Consider the following 20,864-nt stretch of genomic DNA (forward strand, 5'->3'; position numbering starts at 1 on the left):
AAGCGCCTCCAATCATAATATTACCGCTTTTCGTATTGTCGCGATCTTGTCGCGGCTGACAACGACTGATTTTGTGCGGGTTTTATCCTTATACTCGATAGTCACAGCATCAGCATCGTAATGTTTTAGTATCCCTGTCCATTCTTTATTGCCTTCGATTTGCTGATATGTTTTGACATATATCCCTTGATCAAGTGTCATCTCGAGATCATCGTCATCATTGATTGGACGCTCGGCTCCAGGAGAAGAAACATCAAGGAAATAACCGCCTTCAATAATCTCCCATTCATCGAGCTTTTCACTTAGTGCTTCGCTTGCCCGGGCGCAGTCTTCTAGGGTAATACCGCCTTTTTTATCGAGATAAAGCCTCAAATAGTAGTCAGGACCTTCTTTCACGTACTCCACTTCGATGAGCTTATACCCCATTTCTTCGATGAGTGGCTGTGCGTGTGTCATGACATTCTGTTCAGTACGATTCATCTGTCCATTCCCCTCCTTCAAAACTAAGAGAAGAACGGGCGCGCCCGTTCTTCTCCTTGTGACTGGGTATTTAATATCATAGTAATTATATCACAGAGACTTTGGGCCTGCAACTTGAAGCTACATGTCGAAAATAGAGAGTTGAGCCTTGTCCGGTAGATGATCAAGACTGCCGAGTTCCGTCAGATAGTCGACGATTTTTTGGGACACACCAGCCCGTTTGTTCAAATCTTCCTTCGAGATGAAAGGCTCTTCATCCCGTGCTTCGACAATACGCCTTGCCACACTCGCACCAAGCCCCGGAACCGCAAGGAACGGTGGATAAAGGGCATCTCCTTCTATCCTAAACTCTGTACTGTCGGACTTTTCAACATCTACAGGGCGGATTCTGTAGCCGCGCTGTGCCATCTCATTGGCGAGCTCGAGTACGATAAGTGTATCTTTCTCTTTTTTACTTAGCTCCTGGAAGCGTTGGTTCATCTCTTTGACCTTATGCTTGATCGTTGTACTGTCTTTGACCATGGTCAGAAGGTCGAAATCGGAAGCACGCACAGTGAAATAGCTCGCGTAGTAAAAGAGCGGATGATGCACTTTAAAGTAAGCGATACGGACAGCCATCAAGACGTAGGCAGCAGCGTGGGCTTTCGGAAACATGTATTTTATCTTTTTACAGGAATCGATGTACCAGCCAGGTACCCCTTGCTCCAACATCGCCGCTTCGTGTTCCTCGCTTAGTCCTTTACCTTTCCTCACCTTTTCCATGATACTGAAGGCGAGTGAGGGTTCGAGACCCTGATACATCAAGTAGACCATAATATCATCCCGACAGCCGATGACATTTTTAAGGTCCGATGTGCCGCTTCTAATGATGTCTTGCGCATTGCCGAGCCATACGTCTGTACCGTGAGACAAACCAGAGATCTGAACAAGTTCACTGAACGTCGAAGGCCGGGTGTCTTCAAGCATCTGCCTGACAAAGCCCGTGCCGAACTCAGGTACACCGAGCGTTCCGGTACGGCAGACGATATCTTCTTCCGTCACACCAAGCGTTTCTGGTGAGCTAAAGAGCGACATAGTTCTCGCATCATCTACAGGAACAGTCTTTGGATCAATGCCGGAGAGATCTTGTAGCATACGGATCATTGTCGGATCGTCATGTCCGAGTATATCGAGTTTCAGCAGATTGTCGTGGATGGAATGGAAATCAAAATGCGTCGTCTTCCATTCGGACTCCACATCATCAGCCGGATATTGAATGGGTGTGAAGTCGTATATATCCATATAGTCTGGCACGACGATGATTCCACCGGGGTGCTGCCCGGTCGTTCGTTTGACACCACTGCACCCAAGTACAAGGCGGTCGATTTCAGCGCCTCTACGCTGGAGGCCGTTATCGTTCAAATATCCTTTAACATAGCCGAATGCGGTCTTTTCTGCAACGGTACCGATGGTGCCTGCACGAAAGACCTTGTCTTCTCCGAAGAGTTCCTTCGTATAATTGTGCGCCACCGGCTGATAATCCCCACTGAAGTTGAGATCGATATCCGGCACCTTATCGCCCTTGAAGCCGAGAAACGTCTCGAACGGAATATCCTGCCCCTCTTTGATTAAAATACTGCCACATGTCCCACAACTTTTATCAGGAAGATCGTATCCAGAGCTGACACTACCATCCATGAAGAATTCGCTCGTCCGGCATTCCGGGCACACGTAGTGCGGTGGTAGTGGGTTTACTTCGGTAATTTCAGTCATCGTCGCGACAAAACTTGATCCCACTGATCCCCGTGATCCGACCAAATAACCATCTTCCAGAGATTTCGTTACCAGCTTCTGACTGATTAGATAGATGACGGCAAAACCGTTGCCGATGATACTCTCAAGTTCCTTTTCCAACCGATCGATAACGACCTGCGGCAGTTCTTCACCGTAGAGTGCACGCGCGTTGCTGTAACTCAGTTCACGAATCTGATCGTTAGCACCTTCAATATTAGGAGTGTACAGTTCATCTTTTACAGGGACAACCGTGTCGATACTGTCAGCGATGCGGTTAGGGGCGTCTATGACAACTTCCTGCCTGACAGATTCATCAAGGAATGAGAATGCATCGAGCATTTCATCGGTTGTTCTGAATTGCGCATCTGGCAGACCACCGCGACTGAGTGGATTACCTGGGTTACTTTTTACGAGGATATCGCGACATAGTTTATCCGATTCATCCAAATAGTGTACATTGCCGGTTGCCACCACGGGCTTATCAAGCTCATCTCCGAGTGCAACGATATTGCCGATGATTTCTTCAAGCGTCGACTCATCGCGAATAATCTCACGATCCAATAATCTGCTGTACAATGCTTTTGGAAGTATCTCCAGATAATCATAAAAACCAGCGACTTTCTTCGCTTCCTCATATGACTTCTGCATCATCGTTGTAAATACTTCACCAGAATCACATGCGCTGCCAATGAGCAGACCGGCACGATACTTCTCCAGTACTTGTTTTCTGATGCGAGGCGTCCTGTAGAAATGATCGGTCAATGACGCAGAAACGATTTTAAACAAGTTTTTCAAACCTTCTTGGTTTTTTACCAGAATGGTGACATGTGTCGGCATTGCCCGCTTGTAGGAATCTTCATCGGACAGCTTCTCATTAATGTGACCATGGTTTTCGATGCCAAGCTTCTTAATCTGCGTAAGCATTTTAATGAAGATGTATGCTGTCGCTTCAGCATCGTAGATTGCCCGGTGATGCTGAGTCAATTCGACACTGTACTTTTTAGCCAATATATTCAAACCGTGTTTCTTAAAATCTTTATTGATCGCACGAGAAAGCTCGAGTGTGTCAATAACTCCATTGGTATAAGGTTCGAGTCCTTCTCTGCGATAGGCGGCTTCTATGAAGCCCATATCAAAACTTGCGTTATGTGCAACAAATATCGCATCCCCGACCCAAGTCTTGAAGTCTCTGATGACTTCCGAAATCGGCGGTGCGTCCACAAGCATATCATCGGTGATACCGGTAATTTCCTTGATTGTTTCAGTCAGTAGCTCGTTCGGATTGCTGAATCTCTCAAAACGATCGACAATCTCTCCGTTTTTCACTTTAACGCCAGCCAGTTCGATAATCTGATCGTATTTTGATGAAAGCCCTGTCGTCTCCACGTCAAAGACAACATAATCATGGGTCTCAAGCACGATATCTTGGGATTTGTAGGCAATCGGCGCACCGTCATCGACAAGCAGGCCTTCCATGCCATATATCATTTTAAGCCCGTGCTTCTGTGCGGCATGGTAAGCATCCGGAAATGCCTGTACGGTATTATGATCGGTCACAGCGATTGCCGTATGACCAAAGTCTTTCGCTCGCTTAACGTATTCACCAATATTACGCAGTCCATCCATCTGGCTCATTTCGGAGTGGAGATGGAGTTCAACGCGCTTGTCGGGATTTTTGTCCGTTTTTTCTGGCTTGTTGATAACATTCAGGTTGCGGATCATGAGTACCATATCACGCGAGAATTCATCGTACTCGACATTCCCTTCGATGATGACCCAGTCGTTTTTCGATAGTGCATCGAATACCGCATCATCATTCTTTCCGTGCCTTGAGAACATTTTGGCAGCAATCGAATCGGTATAGTCTGTCAGTTTCAGCTGGAGAATCTTGCGCCCCGTCCGAAGTTCTCTTACTTCACTGTCGAAGATGACACCTTCCACTTTTACATTGAACTCTTCTTCAATAACAGTATTAAGCGGTCTGATGTCACTCATGTTCATCGACTTTCCAATCTGCTTGACGACATCCTCCTGTTGCTTCTTCATATCCGCTTCGATATCTTTACGCTGCTCGATAAAGCCCTGCACAAGCTCGGTCTTCTCTTCCTTCAGACGCTCTTCAAGTTTTGTACGTCGATCGGAATCAAGTACTTTATCCACATTGAACTCTATAGCCGAAATCGGCATGCCGTACATGCTGTAGGCAGATGCCAGATTGCCGTTAATATGCTTGTTGAAATGGGCAACTTCTATATCATTCTGCACAGAAAACATCAATATGCCACTTTTGAACTGTTTTTCACAGTTAAGTAGCTGGAAACGAATATTTTCGTTGACGTTGATATCTGTGAGTGCATACTCGAGGTAGTCCAATATATCCTTATCCGTATAATGATCTGCGGTAATAAAGAGTTTTGTCTGTGCAATATTTGAGAAAGCCTTACTTATACTGTCCTCCATCATGGCACGCAGAGAAGCAGGAATCATGTTTTCGAAATGAAGGTGGAATTCCCATAATCTTTGCGTATCGTCCGACACGACCTTTTCCAACGTGCCTGTCGACAGATAATTGTCGTTCCCTTTTATGCCTGCCTGCTGAAGCAGTATGTTGAACTGGTCTTTGCCCTTCACTTGCAACACTCCTATAAAAGCGCGTAAATCTAAGATTTACGCGCATGACTTCTTCTAATAGTTTACTTCTAGGTACTGCAGCACATCATCAATCGCAAGATCCATCGAATCTTCACTGTTTCTTGCTTTTACTTCTACTTTGCCTTCTTTAGCTCCTCTACCGATAACGACTCTATACGGCAATCCGATCAAATCAGAATCGGCAAACTTTACACCAGCGCGCTCTTTTCTGTCATCATAAAGCACACGATATCTACTACTAAGTGATTCGTAGAGTTCCTCAGCTATTTTAACAGCTTCCGCATCCTTCGGATTGGCTGTAATAACATGAATATCGAATGGTGTAACAGATTTTGGCCAGATAATGCCGCGATCATCGCTGTGACTTTCAACGATTGCGGAGAGCGTCCGTGATATACCGATGCCGTAGCATCCCATGAGCACAGGCACACTCCGACCATTTTCATCTAGTACATTCAAGTTCATGGAATCGGAGTACTTTGTGCCGAGTTTGAACACTTGACCTACTTCAATCCCTTTCATGAACTTGGCCGGACCACTACCGTCTTGGACCATTTCTCCTTCTGTAATGAAACGGAAGTCATCATAGTCCTCCACTTCGAAATCCCTCTCGTGATTAACATTGATGAAATGATAGCCACTTTCATTGGCCCCTGTTGGATAGTCCTGCATGTTCCGCACCTGATAATCGAGGTAGACTGGTAGATCCGTATTGACCGGACCAAGACTGCCTGGGTCGGCATTTAGTAGATTTCTGATCTCCTCGTCTGTCGCAAAATCAACGTCATCAGTTTTAAAATAGGATTTCACTTTGATATCGTTTAGTTCGTGGTCACCACGAAGAAGTATCATAGCGTAGTCATTACCGATACGCATAATCATTGTTTTCGTTGTTTCTTCAATAGAGATTCCCATATGTTCCGCCAAAGCAGCACAAGTAGAAACGTTTGGTGTCTCGATCTTGCCGACTTTTTCACTACTGTTAATTTCTATAGATTCAGGTGCTGGACATGCTGCCTTTTCAATATTGGCTGCATAGTTGCTGCCCTGAGTATAAACAATGGTATCCTCACCAATGTCAGCCAGCGCCATGAATTCGTGTGTATGGCTACCACCGATTGCACCGGAATCTGCTTCAACTGCCCGATAATTCAACGCCACGCGCGAGAAGATTTTCGAGTACGCGTTGTACATGTCATTGTACGTTTCATCGAGCGATGCTTCATCACTATGGAAGGAATATGCATCTTTCATGATGAACTCACGGCCACGCAACAATCCAAAACGTGGGCGCAGCTCATCGCGGAACTTTGTCTGTATCTGGAACAGTGTCAAAGGAAGCTTCTTATAGCTCTTCAGCTCATCGCGAAGAAGCGCTGTAATCATCTCCTCATGCGTTGGTCCCAGTGCAAAGTCCCGATCGTGACGGTCTTGGATTCTCATAAGTTCTCTGCCGTATGCATCCCATCGGCCCGATTCCTGCCACAGTTCCTTCGGGTGCAGCACCGGCATGTGGATTTCGACACCGCCGACGGCATTCATCTCTTCCCTTACAATCTGCTCGATATTATTGAGTACAAGTTTGGTGATTGGCAAATACGTATATATACCACTGGCCATCTGCTTGATCATGCCGGCTTTCAGCATAAGGCGATGACTCAGACTTTCCGCATCCTGCGGTGTCTCTCTCATCGTAGGTATAAACATTCTGGATTGTCTCATTCATTTCACTCCTAAAGGAAAAATGTCTTTATATCATTCCATGTTACAAGAACCATGACTATAAGCAAAAATAATACACCAACGAGTTGGATGTTCAGCTCTACCTTTTTATTCAATGGCTTCCTGAAAATCCCCTCGTACAGAACAAACAGAATACGGCCACCATCAAGTGCTGGAACTGGCAACAGATTCATAATGCCGAGATTGACGCTTAATACTGCCGTAAAGTTGATCAGTGTGATTAGTCCTTGGGCGGCGACTTCTTCAGTCACCTTATATATGCCTACAGGTCCATTTAGCATATCAAAAGAAAATGTACCATTGACGATACTGCCGAACATCTGAACCACGAGACGGAATATCATTGTCCCCATTTCATATGTCTGCTCAGCACCCCATAGTATCGGGGATAGGGCTCCCCTTTCCATTTCTTGACCAATTCCGATGATTAGCCGTTCATTGGTTGTACCATCGGGAAGTTCGGTAACATCCACTATCGGTGTCAGTTCTACCTGACGCTCCTGTCCATCGTTCGACACAGTGATGTCTAGAGGTTGGCCGCCTTCTTGCTGTATGATCGATGACATATTGCCCCAACTGTTGACGGGTTCACCATTTATCGTTTCTAGACGATCGCCTGCCTCGAGCCCGGCTTCCTCGGCTGGTGTATCTTCACCGACAAGACCAACAACTGGCTCCTCGGAAGGCTTACCATTGATATAGAACAGCAGTGTGAACAGTACAAAAGCGAGTACAAAGTTCATCAGAGGACCAGCAGCCAGTGTCATGAAACGGTTCCAGACCGATTTCGATTCGAAACGTGCCGATCTCGGCGCAATACGCTCAAGTTGGGAGTTTTCTACGAAATAAGCTTCATCAGCAAGTGAGTATAAGATTTCTTCACCGTCATGCAGACGACTCGCGCGGATGAACATTTCTTTTGTTATGTCTGAATCGATGACTTCCACTTCTTCAATTTGAGTGAAGTTATGTTTGTCATCAAGTATAACGTGTGTAATCTGATCGCTGTCGTTTGTTTTAAGCTGTACCCGCATGCCGGCATTAAGAGGATTAATCTCCATTTCCTCAGAGGCCATCCTTACATACCCACCTACAGGCAACAGCCTGATAGTATAGAGTGTATCGTTATACTTGTATGAGAAAATCTTAGGACCCATACCAATGGCAAATTCAGGACACATGATACCTGCCCGCTTGGCAAATATTAGGTGCCCCAGTTCATGTACTGTCACCAGTACACCAAAAACTACAATAAAAGCTAAAATACCGGTCATTGCATCACCTCATATCAGACTTGTAAAGCCGGTCGTAGTATAGAATTGTATCGAGATCCGGATCTTGTACCGCTTTGTGTTCAGACATCCGGGATTCGACAATCTCTTCTATTTCTAGAAATGAGATTTCTCCATTTAGGAAGCGGGCCACTGCATATTCATTTGATGCATTCATGACTGCCGGCATGGTGCCACCTGCACGGATTGCGTCGTAAGCAAGACTAAGCATTTTAAATCGTTCGAGGTCCATCGGTCTGAAATTCAGCTGACTGAGTGCGTCGAGATCCAGCGAATCATTGGTTGGGAGACGATCTGGATGACTAAAAGCAAACTGAATGACCGTCTTCATATCCGGCGTACCCATTTGGGCCATGATACTGTTATCGACGAATTGAACCATGGAATGGATGGTGCTCTCCCGATGAAGGATGGTAGAAATCTGATCAACCTCTGCATCAAACAACCACTTAGCCTCAATGACTTCGAGCCCTTTATTCATCATTGTTGCAGAATCAATGGTAATTTTGCGTCCCATCGACCAGTTCGGATGATTAAGTGCATCTTCCAAAGTCACATTAGAGAGTGCTTCTCGCGAGAGGTCTCGGAACGATCCGCCACTGGCTGTCAGAATGATGCGCTTCATCTCACTCTTTTTCTCGCCACGCAGACACTGAAATATTGCAGAATGTTCGGAGTCCACTGGAATAATAGATACATTCTTTTCTTTTGCTTTGGCCATAACAATATCACCTGCTGCAACAAGTGTCTCCTTATTGGCAAGCGCTATATCCTTGCCTGCTTCAATCGCTGCGATTGTAGGCTCAAGTCCTACACTCCCCATTATGGCTGTAAGAAGAAGGTCCGAGTCGTCCGTGGCTACTTCGAGTAGGCCCACTTCTCCGGAAGTGAATTCTATGTGTGAGTATTTGCTCTGAAGTGCCAAACGATCGGCATCATTGCCCACACTGACGAGTCGCGGCTGAAACGTCTTAAGTATCTCTTCCAGACGCTCTATATTTGAGCCGATGGAGATGCTACCAAGCTTGAAGTATTCTGGATTATTATTTATCACCGTCAGGGCTTGTGTTCCAACGGAACCCGTTGCCCCTAGAATGGAAATTGTTTTCATTAGATTCACCTATATTTCGGTTTAATTTATCAGCGGTAGTATATTCATCAGTGGCAGAACAAAGATGAAACTGTCGAAACGATCAAGCACACCACCGTGGCCAGGAAGCAGTTGACCTGAATCTTTGATATCGAAATGGCGTTTCAATGCAGATTCTACAAGATCACCAAGCTGTCCTGCGACACTCAGTATCATCGTAAGCACCAATAGCAGAAATACATTTATGCCGTCAATCCATCCTGTGAAATAGAAGACAACTGCCAGGAGTACACTGCAAAAAATACCACCGAGAAAGCCCTCCACAGTCTTATTTGGACTAATCTGAGGCCAGAGCTTCCTCCTGCCCATTGCACGACCGAAAAGATAGGCCCCGGTATCCGTGACCCAGACAATCAATAGTCCGTAGAGTATGTAGATGATGCCCGCTTCACGCGTTTCATAAAAATACATGAAGCCAATGCCCACATAGGCGACGGCAAGTACGCAAAACCCCATATCCACAAAAGAGAACCTGTTTTTGCTAATCACTGTAAAGCTCAACATGAGCAGCGCCATAACAATAATCAGGTCGACCTGAAAGCCGGATATATATGGCATGTAAGGTTCTTGTGGCATCATGATTATAAAGAGCGCCACCATGGACAGCATTCCGGGTATTGAAAAAATATGAATCCTGTTCATCTTGAGAATTTCATACAATGCAGTATAGGCCAGAAGAAAAACGATAGCGAGCAGCGGCCATGAACCCAAGACAACAATAGGTACAAAAATCAATAAAGCGAGTAATGCAGTAATTGTCCGCGTCTTCATATCATTCCTCCTCCTGGTTAAGTCCCCCAAACCTTCTTTCACGTTTACGGTATTGGGAAATCATATGGTCGAGTTCGTCTGTTGTAAATTCAGGCCACAGCGTATCTGTGAAAAACAGCTCGCTGTATGATGACTGCCATAACAGGAAGTTGCTTAATCTGTATTCTCCACTTGTACGTATGAGCATCTCCGGATCGGGCACACTGGACGTCATCAAATAGTCATTGAGCATCTCAGGCGTAATATCCTCAGCACAAAGCCCGCCGTCTGATACTTTTTCAGCCATCGCCTGGAAAGCTTGGATGATTTCGTCACGTCCCCCGTAGTTAAGTGCAAATATAAGGTTCAAACCCGTATTTCCGGCGGTCTTATCTACTGCGTCCTGTACAGCTTTCCTTGTATGTATGGGCAATCCGTCCATATTTCCAATGGTCGTTATCCTGACGTTTTTCTCAATGAGCTCAGGCAGGAATGTACCGAGAAAATCCCCCGGCAGTTTCATGAGATAGCTGACTTCACTTTTAGGTCGGGACCAGTTCTCTGTGGAAAAAGCATACAGCGTCAAATACTTTATACCGAGATCCGAAGCATGCCTTGTAATGCTCTTTACATTCTGCATGCCTTCATAGTGACCATGCACTCTTGGTTTATTTTTCTTTTTGGCGTACCTGCCATTTCCATCCATGATAATGGCGATATGTTCGGGCAGCGCTTTATCGGAATCGGTCTTCTTGTGCTTCTTCCAACCAAACATAACAATCCTCCTGAAGCATTATAATTATTAGTATACATTGATGATATATAGTCCTCAATCACTTTATTCTACCACAAAATAGAGGACATAAAAAAACAGGCAGGAATATCCTGCCTATGAACAATAAATCAGACTTCCATGATGCTGCTTTCTTTTTCATCGCACATCTTATCGATTTTCTCGATGTAGTCATTTGTAAGCTGCTGGACATCTTCTGTATATCCCTTAAGGTCATCTTCAGTCAGCTCTCCATCTTTCTGAAGACTTTTGAGTTCATCGTTGGCATCGCGGCGGACATTACGGACCGCAACTTTCGCGCTCTCGCCTTCCTTACGTGCATCTTTTACAAATTCCTTACGGCGCTCTTCTGTGAGCTGAGGGACAGTGATTCGGATCATTGTACCATCGCTTGTCGGATTAACCCCGAGGTCAGCTTGCTGGATGGCTTTGAGTACATCATCTACAGACCCTTTATCATATGGCGTTACTGTAATCATACGAGCTTCAGGTACTGAAATACCTGCAAGCTGGTTAACTGGTGTCTGCGCGCCATAGTAGTCGACGGTCACGCGATCCAGCATGTTTGAATTCGCACGACCCGTGCGAATCGCAGCAAGTTCCCTGCTTAGGTTATCCAAGGATTTCTGCATTTTCGATTTGGTGTCTTTCAAGACAGATTCACTCATACTATCTCTCTCCTATTACTTTTTAATTTCCGTACCAATGGTCTCGCCTGAAACAGCACGTTTGATGTTACCCTCTTCTGTAATCGAAAATACCACAAGCGGTATATCATTGTCCATGCAAAAGGATGAAGCAGTTGCATCCATAACCTGTAGATTTTCCTGCAACATTTCCATATAAGTCAATGTATCGTACTTGAAAGCGGTCGTATCCAACTTCGGATCTGCAGAGTAGACGCCATCAACATTGTTTTTACCCATTAAGATGACATCCGCCTCAACTTCGGCTGCGCGCAGTGCTGCAGTTGTATCGGTAGAGAAATACGGATTACCGATTCCTGCTGCAAAAATGACGATGCGTCCTTTTTCAAGGTGTCTGATCGCACGTCTTCTGATGTAGGGCTCAGCAACTTGCTTCATTTCAATCGATGTCAATACACGCGTCTCACAGCCAAGCTGCTCAAGACTGTCTTGCAATGCGAGCGAATTCATCACTGTCGCAAGCATTCCCATATAGTCCGCAGTGCCACGATCCATACCAAGGTCACTGCCTATCTTACCGCGCCAAATATTCCCACCGCCAACAATAACGGCAATCTCAACATCGAGACTTTTTGCGTCCGCAACCTGCTCTGCAATGTTTTTAATTACGACTGGGTTGATGCCGAAACCATCATTTCCAGCCAGGGCCTCTCCGCTCAGTTTAAGTACAATACGTTTAAATTTGGAAGTTTCAGGCATATGTCTCCATCCTTACATAGTTTAATGTTCTATCTGTTTAGAAAAAAAGACACCGAAGTGTCTTTTTTTTATTTATTCACTTGACCCATTACTTCATCCGCGAAGTTTTCTTGTCTTTTCTCAAGACCTTCACCAACTTCAAAGCGGATGAATGTCTTCAGTTCTCCACCTTTTGATTTCAGGAACTGTGCGACAGTCTGATCAGCATCTTTAACAAATGGCTGATCTACAATGCAGATCTCTTCGAGATACTTACGCATTCTACCTTCCACCATTTTGTCGACAATCTTTTCAGGTTTGCCTTCGTTTAGGGCCTGCTGTTTTAGAACTTCTCTTTCATGATCTAGTTCTTCTTGTGATACTTCATCTTTGGAGACATATTTAGGGTTCAAAGCAGCAGCGTGCATCGCAACGTCTTTTGCCGCCTGGAAATCAGTGGAACCTTCAACAAGTGTCAGAACGCCGATGCGCCCGCCCATGTGAAGATACTCACCGAAAGCATCGTTGTCTGTCTTCTCAGCAAGAGCGAATCTTCTGAGTGTAAGTTTTTCACCGATTTTAGCTACTGCTTCGTTCATGACATCTTCGACTTTCTTGCCATTCATTTCAGAAGCGTTAAGTGCTTCGATATCAGCTGGTTTTGTTTCAAGGATGTGGTCCGCAACATCTTTCACAAGCTGCTGGAACTCGACATTACGTGCAACGAAGTCAGTTTCAGAGTTGATTTCGACGATTACACCGTCATTGCCTTTGGATGCCACATGTACGATACCTTCAGCAGCGATACGGTCCGCTTTTTTAGCAGCCTTGGAAATCCCTTTTTCACGGAGATAGTCTGCCGCTTTATCAAGGTCACCATCAGTTTCCTGAAGCGCTTTTTTACAATCCATCATGCCAGCGCCAGTCTTTTCACGCAGTTCTTTAACTAATTTTGCAGAAATAGCCATTTTTCATCCTCCTGGAATCGTATTGTTGACCGGGAAAACCTTCCCATCTTTTAAAAATGGTGATAAGAATAAGCTACTTATCACCATTGTCTAACACTTTATTATCTTTCGCCTGCTTCTACAGCTTCTTCTGAACCTTCGTTCATATCGATATTCTGTTCTGCAGCGACTTCTTCGTCAGATACGCCGCGCTGGCCTTCGAGCACTGCGTCAGCCATTTTGCTTGTCATAAGTCTGACCGCACGGATGGCATCATCGTTTGCTGGGATAACATAGTCGATTTCATCCGGATCACAGTTGGTATCAACCATTGCGACGATTGGGATGTTAAGTTTTTTAGCTTCCATGATTGCATTGCGTTCTTTTCTAGGGTCTACAATGAAAAGTGCTTTAGGCATTTCCTTCATGTCACGGATACCGCCGAGGAATTTGATCAGACGATCGTATTCTTTACGGAGTTCCATAACTTCTTTCTTAGGAAGTACTTCAAAAGTGCCGTCCGCTTCCATTTTTTCAATTTCATCAATACGTTTGATACGTTTTGAAATTGTTTTGTAGTTTGTGAGAATTCCACCGAGCCATCTTTGGTTCACATAAAGTTGACCTGCACGCTCAGCTTCTTCTTTGATGGCATCTTGAGCCTGTTTCTTAGTACCAACAAACAGAATCTTTCCGCCTTCTTCAGAGACGCTCTTTACGAAATCGTAAGCTTCCCCTACTTTTTTGACTGTCTTTTGAAGATCGATGATGTAGATGCCGTTTCTTTCCGTGAAGATGTATCTCTTCATTTTAGGATTCCAACGACGTGTCTGGTGTCCGAAATGTACACCTGCTTCAAGCAGTTGTTTCATAGTAATTACTGCCATGATTTATTTCCTCCTCTGGTTTTTTCCTCCAGTACAGCTTTGGAAACGACCGTAAGGCACCAGTCTCCAATTCACTCTACTGTGTGTAGTGGGCTGTTTTCAGCCGTTTAATACTATAACACATATCATTCTTTAAATCAAACCCAAACATTGGTACCTAGCTCTCTTTTCTAAGCTCAGGCAGGAAGTCTTCTTTTTTGACCTTAATGAAGGTACCTTTCATACCTAGGGAACGGGATTCGATGACACCAGCACTTTCGAGCTTGCGCAGTGCATTGACGATGACAGAACGTGTAATGCCTACACGGTCTGCGACTTTCGATGCAACGAGGAGGCCTTCATCTGCATCGAGCTCATCAAAGATGTGTTCAATGGCTTCTCTCTCAGAGTATGACAGGGAACGGATCGCCATTGCGATGCTCGCCTTATCCCGTGCCTTTTGTTCGATCTCTTCTTGTTTCTCACGGAGAATCTCCATACCCACTACTGTTCCTGCGTACTCTGCAAGTACCAAGTCCTCTTCTTTAAACACTTCGGATATGCGACCGAGAATTAGTGTGCCAAGACGCTCACCGCCACCGAATACTGGTACGATACATGTTTCAGAGTCTTGGAAAGAGTCTTCTGTCGGGAAGACAGTAAGGTCATCTTCAAATTCTATATTTTCTTGAGTTTCGTTGATCTTCATAATCCGCTCTACATATTCATCGGGGAATCTTCTTTCCTCCAGCATGTCTACGATGCGATCGTTTTCTATTTTTTGATTGATGCCATAACCAAGCAACTTCCCTCTGCGTGAAACAATGAATACGTTACACTCAAGTACTCGGCTTACCTTTTCTGATACTTCTTTAAAATCTACTTTTACACCGTGGTTGCCTTGGATCAGCTTATTAATTTCTCTTGTTTTCTGTAATAGGTTCATTGATATTTCTCCTTTAGGTTTATAGTATGAAAGCACTCAAATTCTTATCGGACTTAATTTTGTTCAGTTTTGATTCTACGTACTGCTTTGTAATCTCTACTTGTGCGCCTTGCATGCCACTCGCTTCGAATAGAAGTTCTTCAAGCAAAGTTTCAAGTATAGTATGGAGGCGTCTGGCACCAATATCATCTGTGTCGTTGTTCACTTCAAACGCAATTGATGCTACTTCATCTATTGCTTCGTCGGTGAATGAAATGGATACCTCTTCTGTTGCTAAGAGCGCTTCGTACTGCTTGATCATGGAACTTTTAGGTTCCTTCAGTATCTTGACAAAGTCTTCCGTTCTGAGTTTGTCGAGTTCGACACGGATCGGGAAGCGCCCTTGCAGTTCAGGAATCAGATCACTCGGTTTAGCAACATGGAAGGCACCAGCACCGATGAAGAGGATATGCTCGGTATCTATCGGGCCGTACTTTGTCTGAACTGTACTGCCTTCAACAATTGGAAGAATATCACGCTGGACTCCTTCTCTTGAGACATCTCCTGAATTCTGACTACCTTTGGCAATCTTGTCCATCTCATCAATGAAGATGATGCCCATTGTTTCTGCAAGTGAAATAGCTTCATCATTAACATTGTCTGTATCGACAATTTTTTCCGCCTCTTCACGCTTTAGGTATTCCCGTGCTTTCTTGACCGGCATTGTACGCTTGTGCTTATTCTTCGGCATGAATTGCTTCAACATGTCCTGCATACCTCCAGTATCCATGCCAGGCGTCATCATGCCCATCGGATTCTGCTCCTGTTCCACCTCGATCGTCACATCCGCATCCTCAAGGAGACCAGCTGTAAGCTTTTCCCTTAAGTTCAGGCGTTTCGATCTTACTTCGGGCGTCACTTCCTCGTGATCATCGTCAGTCTGCTGGTTCATAAACATCTCAAAAGGATTGGAACTCGACTGGGTGCGTTTTTCCCCTGGAGCAAGTAAGCCAACAAGTCGTTCCTCTGCGAGTTTCAGAGCATCGTCCTCTACGAGTTTCATCTTTTCTTCTTTGACCATACGAACACTTGCCTCTACCAAATCTCGCACCATGCTCTCGACATCGCGGCCGACATAACCCACTTCGGTGAACTTTGTCGCTTCTACTTTCGAAAACGGCGCGCCAGTTAATTTAGCCATCCTTCTAGCAATCTCCGTCTTACCAACACCGGTCGGTCCAATCATCAGTATATTTTTAGGTATGACCTCATCTTTTAGTGAAGCATCAAGCAACATGCGGCGATATCGGTTGCGCATTGCAATCGCCACTTTGCGTTTTGCTTCCTGCTGACCGATGATATCCTCATCAAGCTTGGCCGTAATCTCGCGCGGAGTAAGATTTTGTCTCAATTCGAACGCTCCTTTTATTCAATCGTTTCTACAGTAATATGGTCATTTGTAAATACGCAAATCTCACTGGCGATCAACAAACTATCTCTTGCAATGGTCTCAGCACTGAGGGCGTCTCCATGTCGTTTCATGGCACGCCCCGCACTAAGGGCAAAGTTGCCACCACTACCAATAGCAAGGATGCCATCGTCCGGTTCGATGACCTCTCCTGTGCCACTAACAAGCAGCAAGGTCTCCTTATCCATGACAATCAGCATCGCTTCAAGCTGTCTTAAGATCTTATCGCCCCGCCACTCTTTGGCAAGCTCTACAGCTGCACGCGTCATGTTACCGTTATACGCATAAAGATTTGCTTCAAATTTCTCAAATAGTGTAAATGCATCCGCAACACTGCCTGCAAATCCTGCGACAACCTTGTCGTCGAACAGACGCCTTACTTTACGTGCAGTGTGCTTCATGACAACCTGGTTGCCAAGTGTAACCTGACCATCTCCTGCCATCGCCATCTTACCGTTATGACGGATGGCAAATATCGTAGTTCCTTTTATTGCCATTGTTTCACCTCTTCTGATTAGCTGGATGATGTTCTAGATAGGTTTTTCTAAGCTGTTCCTTCGATACATGGGTATATTTCTGAGTAGTCGAAAGTGATTCGTGACCGAGCAGTTCCTGCACTGCTCTCAAATCGGCCCCATTATTTAGCATGTGTGTTGCGAAGGTATGCCTGATCTTATGGGGATGAAGGTGAAGGTCACTAGCACTTTTTTTTACTAGCATATCGATTACATATCTTAACCCTCTATCTGTCAAAGGTCCTCCTCTATGGTTGATCCATAATGGTCCATCCATTTCGATCTTATCTCCATGCGTATCAATGTAGCATTTCATTGCGTCAGCAGCATGCTTTCCAAAGGGCAGTACACGTTCCTTATTACCTTTCCCGATCACCTTCAGTAGTCCATAGTCGAAGTCGATACGTGAAAGGGTCAGACTAAGCAGTTCCGATGCTCGCATACCGGTCGCATAGAATAGTTCGAGAATGGCACGATCTCGTTCATGCATCTTAGCATTTCGGTCCAAAGAGTCAAAAAGCCCACGCACCTCATTTTCATACAGAAAGCCCGGAAGTGGTTTTTCTTTCTTCGGGTTCGGGAGACTGGTGAATGGATTGGAAGTTATATCGCCCTTATCAATCAGATGGTTATAGAAGCTTCTTAACGCAGATATCTTTCTCGACACCGTAGATTTCTTCAACTGCTTACGATACAGCATGTTCAAATAATTCCGCGCATCCACGTACTTGAACGTTTCAATGGATAATGACTCTTCCCGAAGGAAAAGTATAAATTCTGTAATGTCCCTTCTATAGTTACTGACAGTATGAGCGGAAAGATTCCGTTGATACATGAGCTGTTGTAAGAAGTTTTCAAGCTGATTCATCAAATCGCCGCCTTCGCAATATATTTCTTTGCAGAAACAATTGAATTTTGAGATACAGCCGCTTACAGAAGGTATGGATTTCTTGTATCCAATAATACATATTAAACCATTTCATTCTATTTTGCACAAAATAATATGAATATTTATAATATTTTGCGCGAGCGCAATAAAAAGGCCCATATAGAAATATGGATACCTTTGTCACTCAGCCTTTTCTTCGTAATCACAGTTCGTGCATTTCACTTTCGCAGTCTTACCTTTTTTAGTTTCGACCAGATAATGCTCACACTTCGGACAGTCTCTGCCGATTGGACGATCCCATGAAATGAAGTCGCATTCCGGGTAGCGATCGCAACCAAAGAAGATTCTGTTCTTTTTGGATTTACGTTCAACGACATCTCCCTCGTTACATTTCGGGCATTTGACGCCGATTGATTTAACAATCGCTTTGGTGTTGCGGCAATCAGGGAAATTCGAGCATGCCATGAACTTACCGTAGCGGCCCATCTTGAAGACCATTGGTGACCCACATTTCTCGCAGTCTTCACCTGCTGGTTCATCTTTAATCTCTATTTTCTCCATTTCCTCGTCTGCACGGGAAACTTGTGGTTCGAACCCTTTATAGAACTCATCAATGACAGCTACCCAAGATGCATCACCTTCAGCGATATCATCTAGACTTTTCTCCATGGTCCGCGTGAAATCGATGTCGATAATATCTGGGAAGTACTGGGTTACTGACTGGTTGACAATTTCACCCAGTTCTGTTGGAATAAAACGTTTCTGATCGACTTTAACGTAGTTCCGCTTCTGAATGGTATCAAGCGTCGGTGCATAAGTCGATGGTCGGCCAATTCCGACTTCTTCAAGTGTTTTAACAAGTCGCGCTTCGGTAAAGCGCGGTGGTGGCTGTGTGAAATGCTGTTTGGGATCGATTTGTTGGGACTTCGTCGTCTCACCTTCAGCTATTTCCGGTAGACGGTTGTCAAGCTCCTCTTCCTCATCGTCCTTGCTTTCCACGTAGATCTGCATAAATCCTTTGAATTTGATTGTTTGGCCATTACTTCTGAAGACGACACCATTGTTGGACATTTCCATACGTACAGTGTCCAATATTGCTGGCGACATCAGGCTGGCAATGAAACGATCCCAGATAAGTTTATACAACCGGTACTGATCGCGAGATAGATATTGTTTCATGTTCTCCGGTGTACGGTTCGCTGAAGTCGGGCGTACAGCCTCATGGGCGTCCTGGCTGCCTTCGGCCTTCTTTGCTGACGGCTTGGCGCCAACGAATTTATTCCCATATTCATTCTCTATATAATCAGTTGCTTCTTTTTGTGCAACAGGAGAGATTCTCGTGGAATCCGTTCTCATGTAGGTGATCAGTCCGACTGTACCCACTTTTTTAATGTCTATTCCTTCATAGAGCTGCTGCGCGACCATCATTGTTTTTCTCGCTTTGAAATTGAGTTTTCTCGCCGCTTCCTGCTGAAGGGAAGACGTCGTGAACGGCTTCGAAGGGAAACGTTTCTTCTCTTTCTTTTCAACAGAATCAACATTGAATGTGTCGCCATCAAGTTTGGATAACACGTAGTCGACATCTTCCTTGGTCTTCAGTTTGATTTTTTCATCTGTCAGACGATTGAACTTGCCCTCAAATGTATTTTTACCGTACTTGAACTGGCCGGTGATCCTCCAATATTCTTCTGGTTTGAATGCCCTGATTTCATTTTCACGATCGATAACCAACTTGAGTGCGACGGATTGTACACGACCTGCCGACAGCCCTTTTTTGACCTTTTTCCACAATACCGGCGATATGTTATAACCGACAAGACGGTCAAGTATACGACGCGCCTGCTGTGCATCTACCAGTTTTTGATTTATTTCCCCTGGATGTTTAAAACTTTCCTTTACTGCATCCTTTGTTATCTCGTTGAAGACTACCCTGTAGTATTCCTTATCTTCCCCGAGTGCATGACTCAAGTGCCATGCAATTGCTTCACCTTCGCGGTCCGGGTCACTTGCCAGGAATATCTTCTTCGCTTTATTGGCCTCTTTCTTCAAATCTTTGAGTAGAGGCCCCTTTCCGCGAATTGTAATATATTTAGGCTCATAATTGTTATCAGTATCTATCCCCGTTTGACTGCGAGGCAAGTCGCGAACGTGACCCATCGACGCAACAACTTTGTAGCGTTTGCCGAGGTATTTCTCTATCGTCTTGGCTTTCGCAGGTGATTCTACAATGACCAGATTATCTGCCACAGCTCGATTGCCCCCTTTTGTTGTGTTTTCAAATCCAAATATTACAGTGAACCAAAATTGTTTGTCAACTATAATATATTTTAAATTTTCATGGTTCCCTGAAAACTACTCTCTGAAATCTTCCATTATATCTGCACCGCACAGTACCATTTTGGCACCTTCTTGTATTCTTAAGTTGGGTCCTTTTGACTGGGGAGCATGAATATTTCCCGGCAGGCAGTAGACATGGCGATTCTCGCTAAGAGCCATATCGAGCGTAATTAAACTCCCGCTGCTTTCTTCCGCTTCCGTAACAAAAACCCCAGTCGACAGTCCGGCTATGATTCTGTTCCGCGCAACAAATCGCCACTTTGCAATGCCAGTACCTGGCGGATATTCGCTTATGACCAGACCTTCGCGTTCCATCTTTAATCTCGTTTTCCTCGTGCTTGAAGGATAATGGGTTCGGTGGCCGAATGCAAGTACCCCGATTGTCGCCATGTTATTCTCCATTGCTTTTAAGTGTGCAAGTTCATCGGCACCATATGCCAACCCAGAGAGTATCCCAATCTGGCTATCCAGCTGCGGCATAATTGCTTGAAGTGTTCTTTTCGTATAATGGGTGGCTTTTCTACTGCCGACAATTCCAAGCATTTTTCTCTTCAAGAGCGTCTCGTCACCACGATAGTACAGTATATACGGTGGATCGTGAATCTCCCTTAAAATGGGAGGATACTCTGCATCTTCAATGGTCATATACCCAATTCCTTCCTCCATTAGACCTTCAGTGAGTGCACCCTTCTGCATCTTTTCTGCTTGGTGTAGTTTCTGCTTCAACCCCTCTGTCATTCTTCCTACAGCTTCTCCACGTATTACTTTATGTTCAAGTGCTGTCACACCCGCATAGCTAAGACAGATACTATCCATACGACCCCTCCTTATTCATATGAATAATTATAGTAGAAACTAGGGTTTTTTCTGTTTACCATACGGTTAAATTACTTGGAAGA

The 20,864-nt window shown here is 44.8% G+C and carries 17 protein-coding genes; all 17 read right to left on the reverse strand.

Going from position 1 to position 20,864, the window contains the following annotated elements:
* Positions 1-12: 12 nt before the first annotated feature.
* Positions 13-480 (reverse strand): ribosome maturation factor RimP, encoded by a 468-nt coding sequence (rimP, locus tag ACFOJ8_RS07770; protein WP_380654851.1) that lies wholly within the window; start codon positions 478-480, stop codon positions 13-15.
* Between the two features lie 120 nt (positions 481-600).
* Complete coding sequence (locus tag ACFOJ8_RS07775) at positions 601-4,884, reverse strand: PolC-type DNA polymerase III (RefSeq protein WP_380654853.1); 4,284 nt, start codon at positions 4,882-4,884, stop codon at positions 601-603.
* Positions 4,885-4,938: 54 nt separating this feature from the next.
* Positions 4,939-6,627 carry a proline--tRNA ligase gene (locus ACFOJ8_RS07780; protein WP_380654855.1) on the reverse strand — a complete coding sequence of 563 codons (1,689 nt, stop codon included), beginning with the start codon at positions 6,625-6,627 and terminating at the stop codon, positions 4,939-4,941.
* An 11-nt stretch (positions 6,628-6,638) separates the two neighbouring features.
* A complete protein-coding gene (rseP, locus tag ACFOJ8_RS07785) occupies positions 6,639-7,922 on the reverse strand; it encodes an RIP metalloprotease RseP (protein ID WP_380654858.1) in 1,284 nt (427 codons plus the stop codon).
* A 4-nt stretch (positions 7,923-7,926) separates the two neighbouring features.
* A complete protein-coding gene (locus ACFOJ8_RS07790; protein WP_380654860.1) occupies positions 7,927-9,051 on the reverse strand; it encodes a 1-deoxy-D-xylulose-5-phosphate reductoisomerase in 1,125 nt (374 codons plus the stop codon).
* Positions 9,052-9,072: 21 nt separating this feature from the next.
* A complete protein-coding gene (locus ACFOJ8_RS07795; protein WP_380654863.1) occupies positions 9,073-9,861 on the reverse strand; it encodes a phosphatidate cytidylyltransferase in 789 nt (262 codons plus the stop codon).
* Between the two features lies 1 nt (position 9,862).
* Positions 9,863-10,615 carry an isoprenyl transferase gene (locus tag ACFOJ8_RS07800; RefSeq protein WP_380654866.1) on the reverse strand — a complete coding sequence of 251 codons (753 nt, stop codon included), beginning with the start codon at positions 10,613-10,615 and terminating at the stop codon, positions 9,863-9,865.
* A gap of 128 nt (positions 10,616-10,743) precedes the next feature.
* Positions 10,744-11,301, reverse strand: a complete 558-nt coding sequence (gene frr / locus ACFOJ8_RS07805) for a ribosome recycling factor (protein WP_380654869.1) — start codon at positions 11,299-11,301, stop codon at positions 10,744-10,746.
* A 15-nt stretch (positions 11,302-11,316) separates the two neighbouring features.
* On the reverse strand, positions 11,317-12,039 hold the full coding sequence (gene pyrH / locus ACFOJ8_RS07810; RefSeq protein WP_380654872.1) for a UMP kinase: 723 nt from the start codon (positions 12,037-12,039) through the stop codon (positions 11,317-11,319).
* A gap of 68 nt (positions 12,040-12,107) precedes the next feature.
* Entirely contained in the window at positions 12,108-12,986 is an 879-nt protein-coding gene (gene tsf / locus ACFOJ8_RS07815; protein WP_380654875.1) for a translation elongation factor Ts, read from the reverse strand.
* Positions 12,987-13,087: 101 nt separating this feature from the next.
* Positions 13,088-13,852, reverse strand: coding sequence for a 30S ribosomal protein S2 (gene rpsB / locus ACFOJ8_RS07820; RefSeq protein ID WP_380654878.1), 765 nt, complete (start codon positions 13,850-13,852; stop codon positions 13,088-13,090).
* A gap of 157 nt (positions 13,853-14,009) precedes the next feature.
* Positions 14,010-14,777 carry a GTP-sensing pleiotropic transcriptional regulator CodY gene (gene codY, locus ACFOJ8_RS07825; protein ID WP_380654881.1) on the reverse strand — a complete coding sequence of 256 codons (768 nt, stop codon included), beginning with the start codon at positions 14,775-14,777 and terminating at the stop codon, positions 14,010-14,012.
* Between the two features lie 19 nt (positions 14,778-14,796).
* Positions 14,797-16,167, reverse strand: coding sequence for an ATP-dependent protease ATPase subunit HslU (gene hslU / locus ACFOJ8_RS07830; RefSeq protein WP_380654883.1), 1,371 nt, complete (start codon positions 16,165-16,167; stop codon positions 14,797-14,799).
* A gap of 14 nt (positions 16,168-16,181) precedes the next feature.
* Positions 16,182-16,721: an ATP-dependent protease subunit HslV gene (hslV, locus tag ACFOJ8_RS07835; RefSeq protein WP_145285369.1), complete on the reverse strand. Its 540-nt coding sequence runs from the start codon at positions 16,719-16,721 to the stop codon at positions 16,182-16,184.
* 4 nt (positions 16,722-16,725) lie between these two features.
* Positions 16,726-17,607, reverse strand: coding sequence for a site-specific tyrosine recombinase/integron integrase (gene xerA, locus ACFOJ8_RS07840; RefSeq protein ID WP_380654886.1), 882 nt, complete (start codon positions 17,605-17,607; stop codon positions 16,726-16,728).
* 201 nt (positions 17,608-17,808) lie between these two features.
* Positions 17,809-19,875: a type I DNA topoisomerase gene (topA, locus tag ACFOJ8_RS07845; RefSeq protein ID WP_380654889.1), complete on the reverse strand. Its 2,067-nt coding sequence runs from the start codon at positions 19,873-19,875 to the stop codon at positions 17,809-17,811.
* Between the two features lie 105 nt (positions 19,876-19,980).
* The gene (gene dprA / locus ACFOJ8_RS07850) at positions 19,981-20,781 is read right to left on the reverse strand and encodes a DNA-processing protein DprA (protein ID WP_380654892.1); all 801 of its coding nucleotides are present in this window, start codon (positions 20,779-20,781) and stop codon (positions 19,981-19,983) included.
* Positions 20,782-20,864 lie beyond the last annotated feature (83 nt).

Origin of the sequence: Salinicoccus sesuvii (genome assembly GCF_042648145.1) — a bacterium.
Taxonomy (GTDB): Bacteria; Bacillota; Bacilli; order Staphylococcales; family Salinicoccaceae; genus Salinicoccus; species Salinicoccus sesuvii.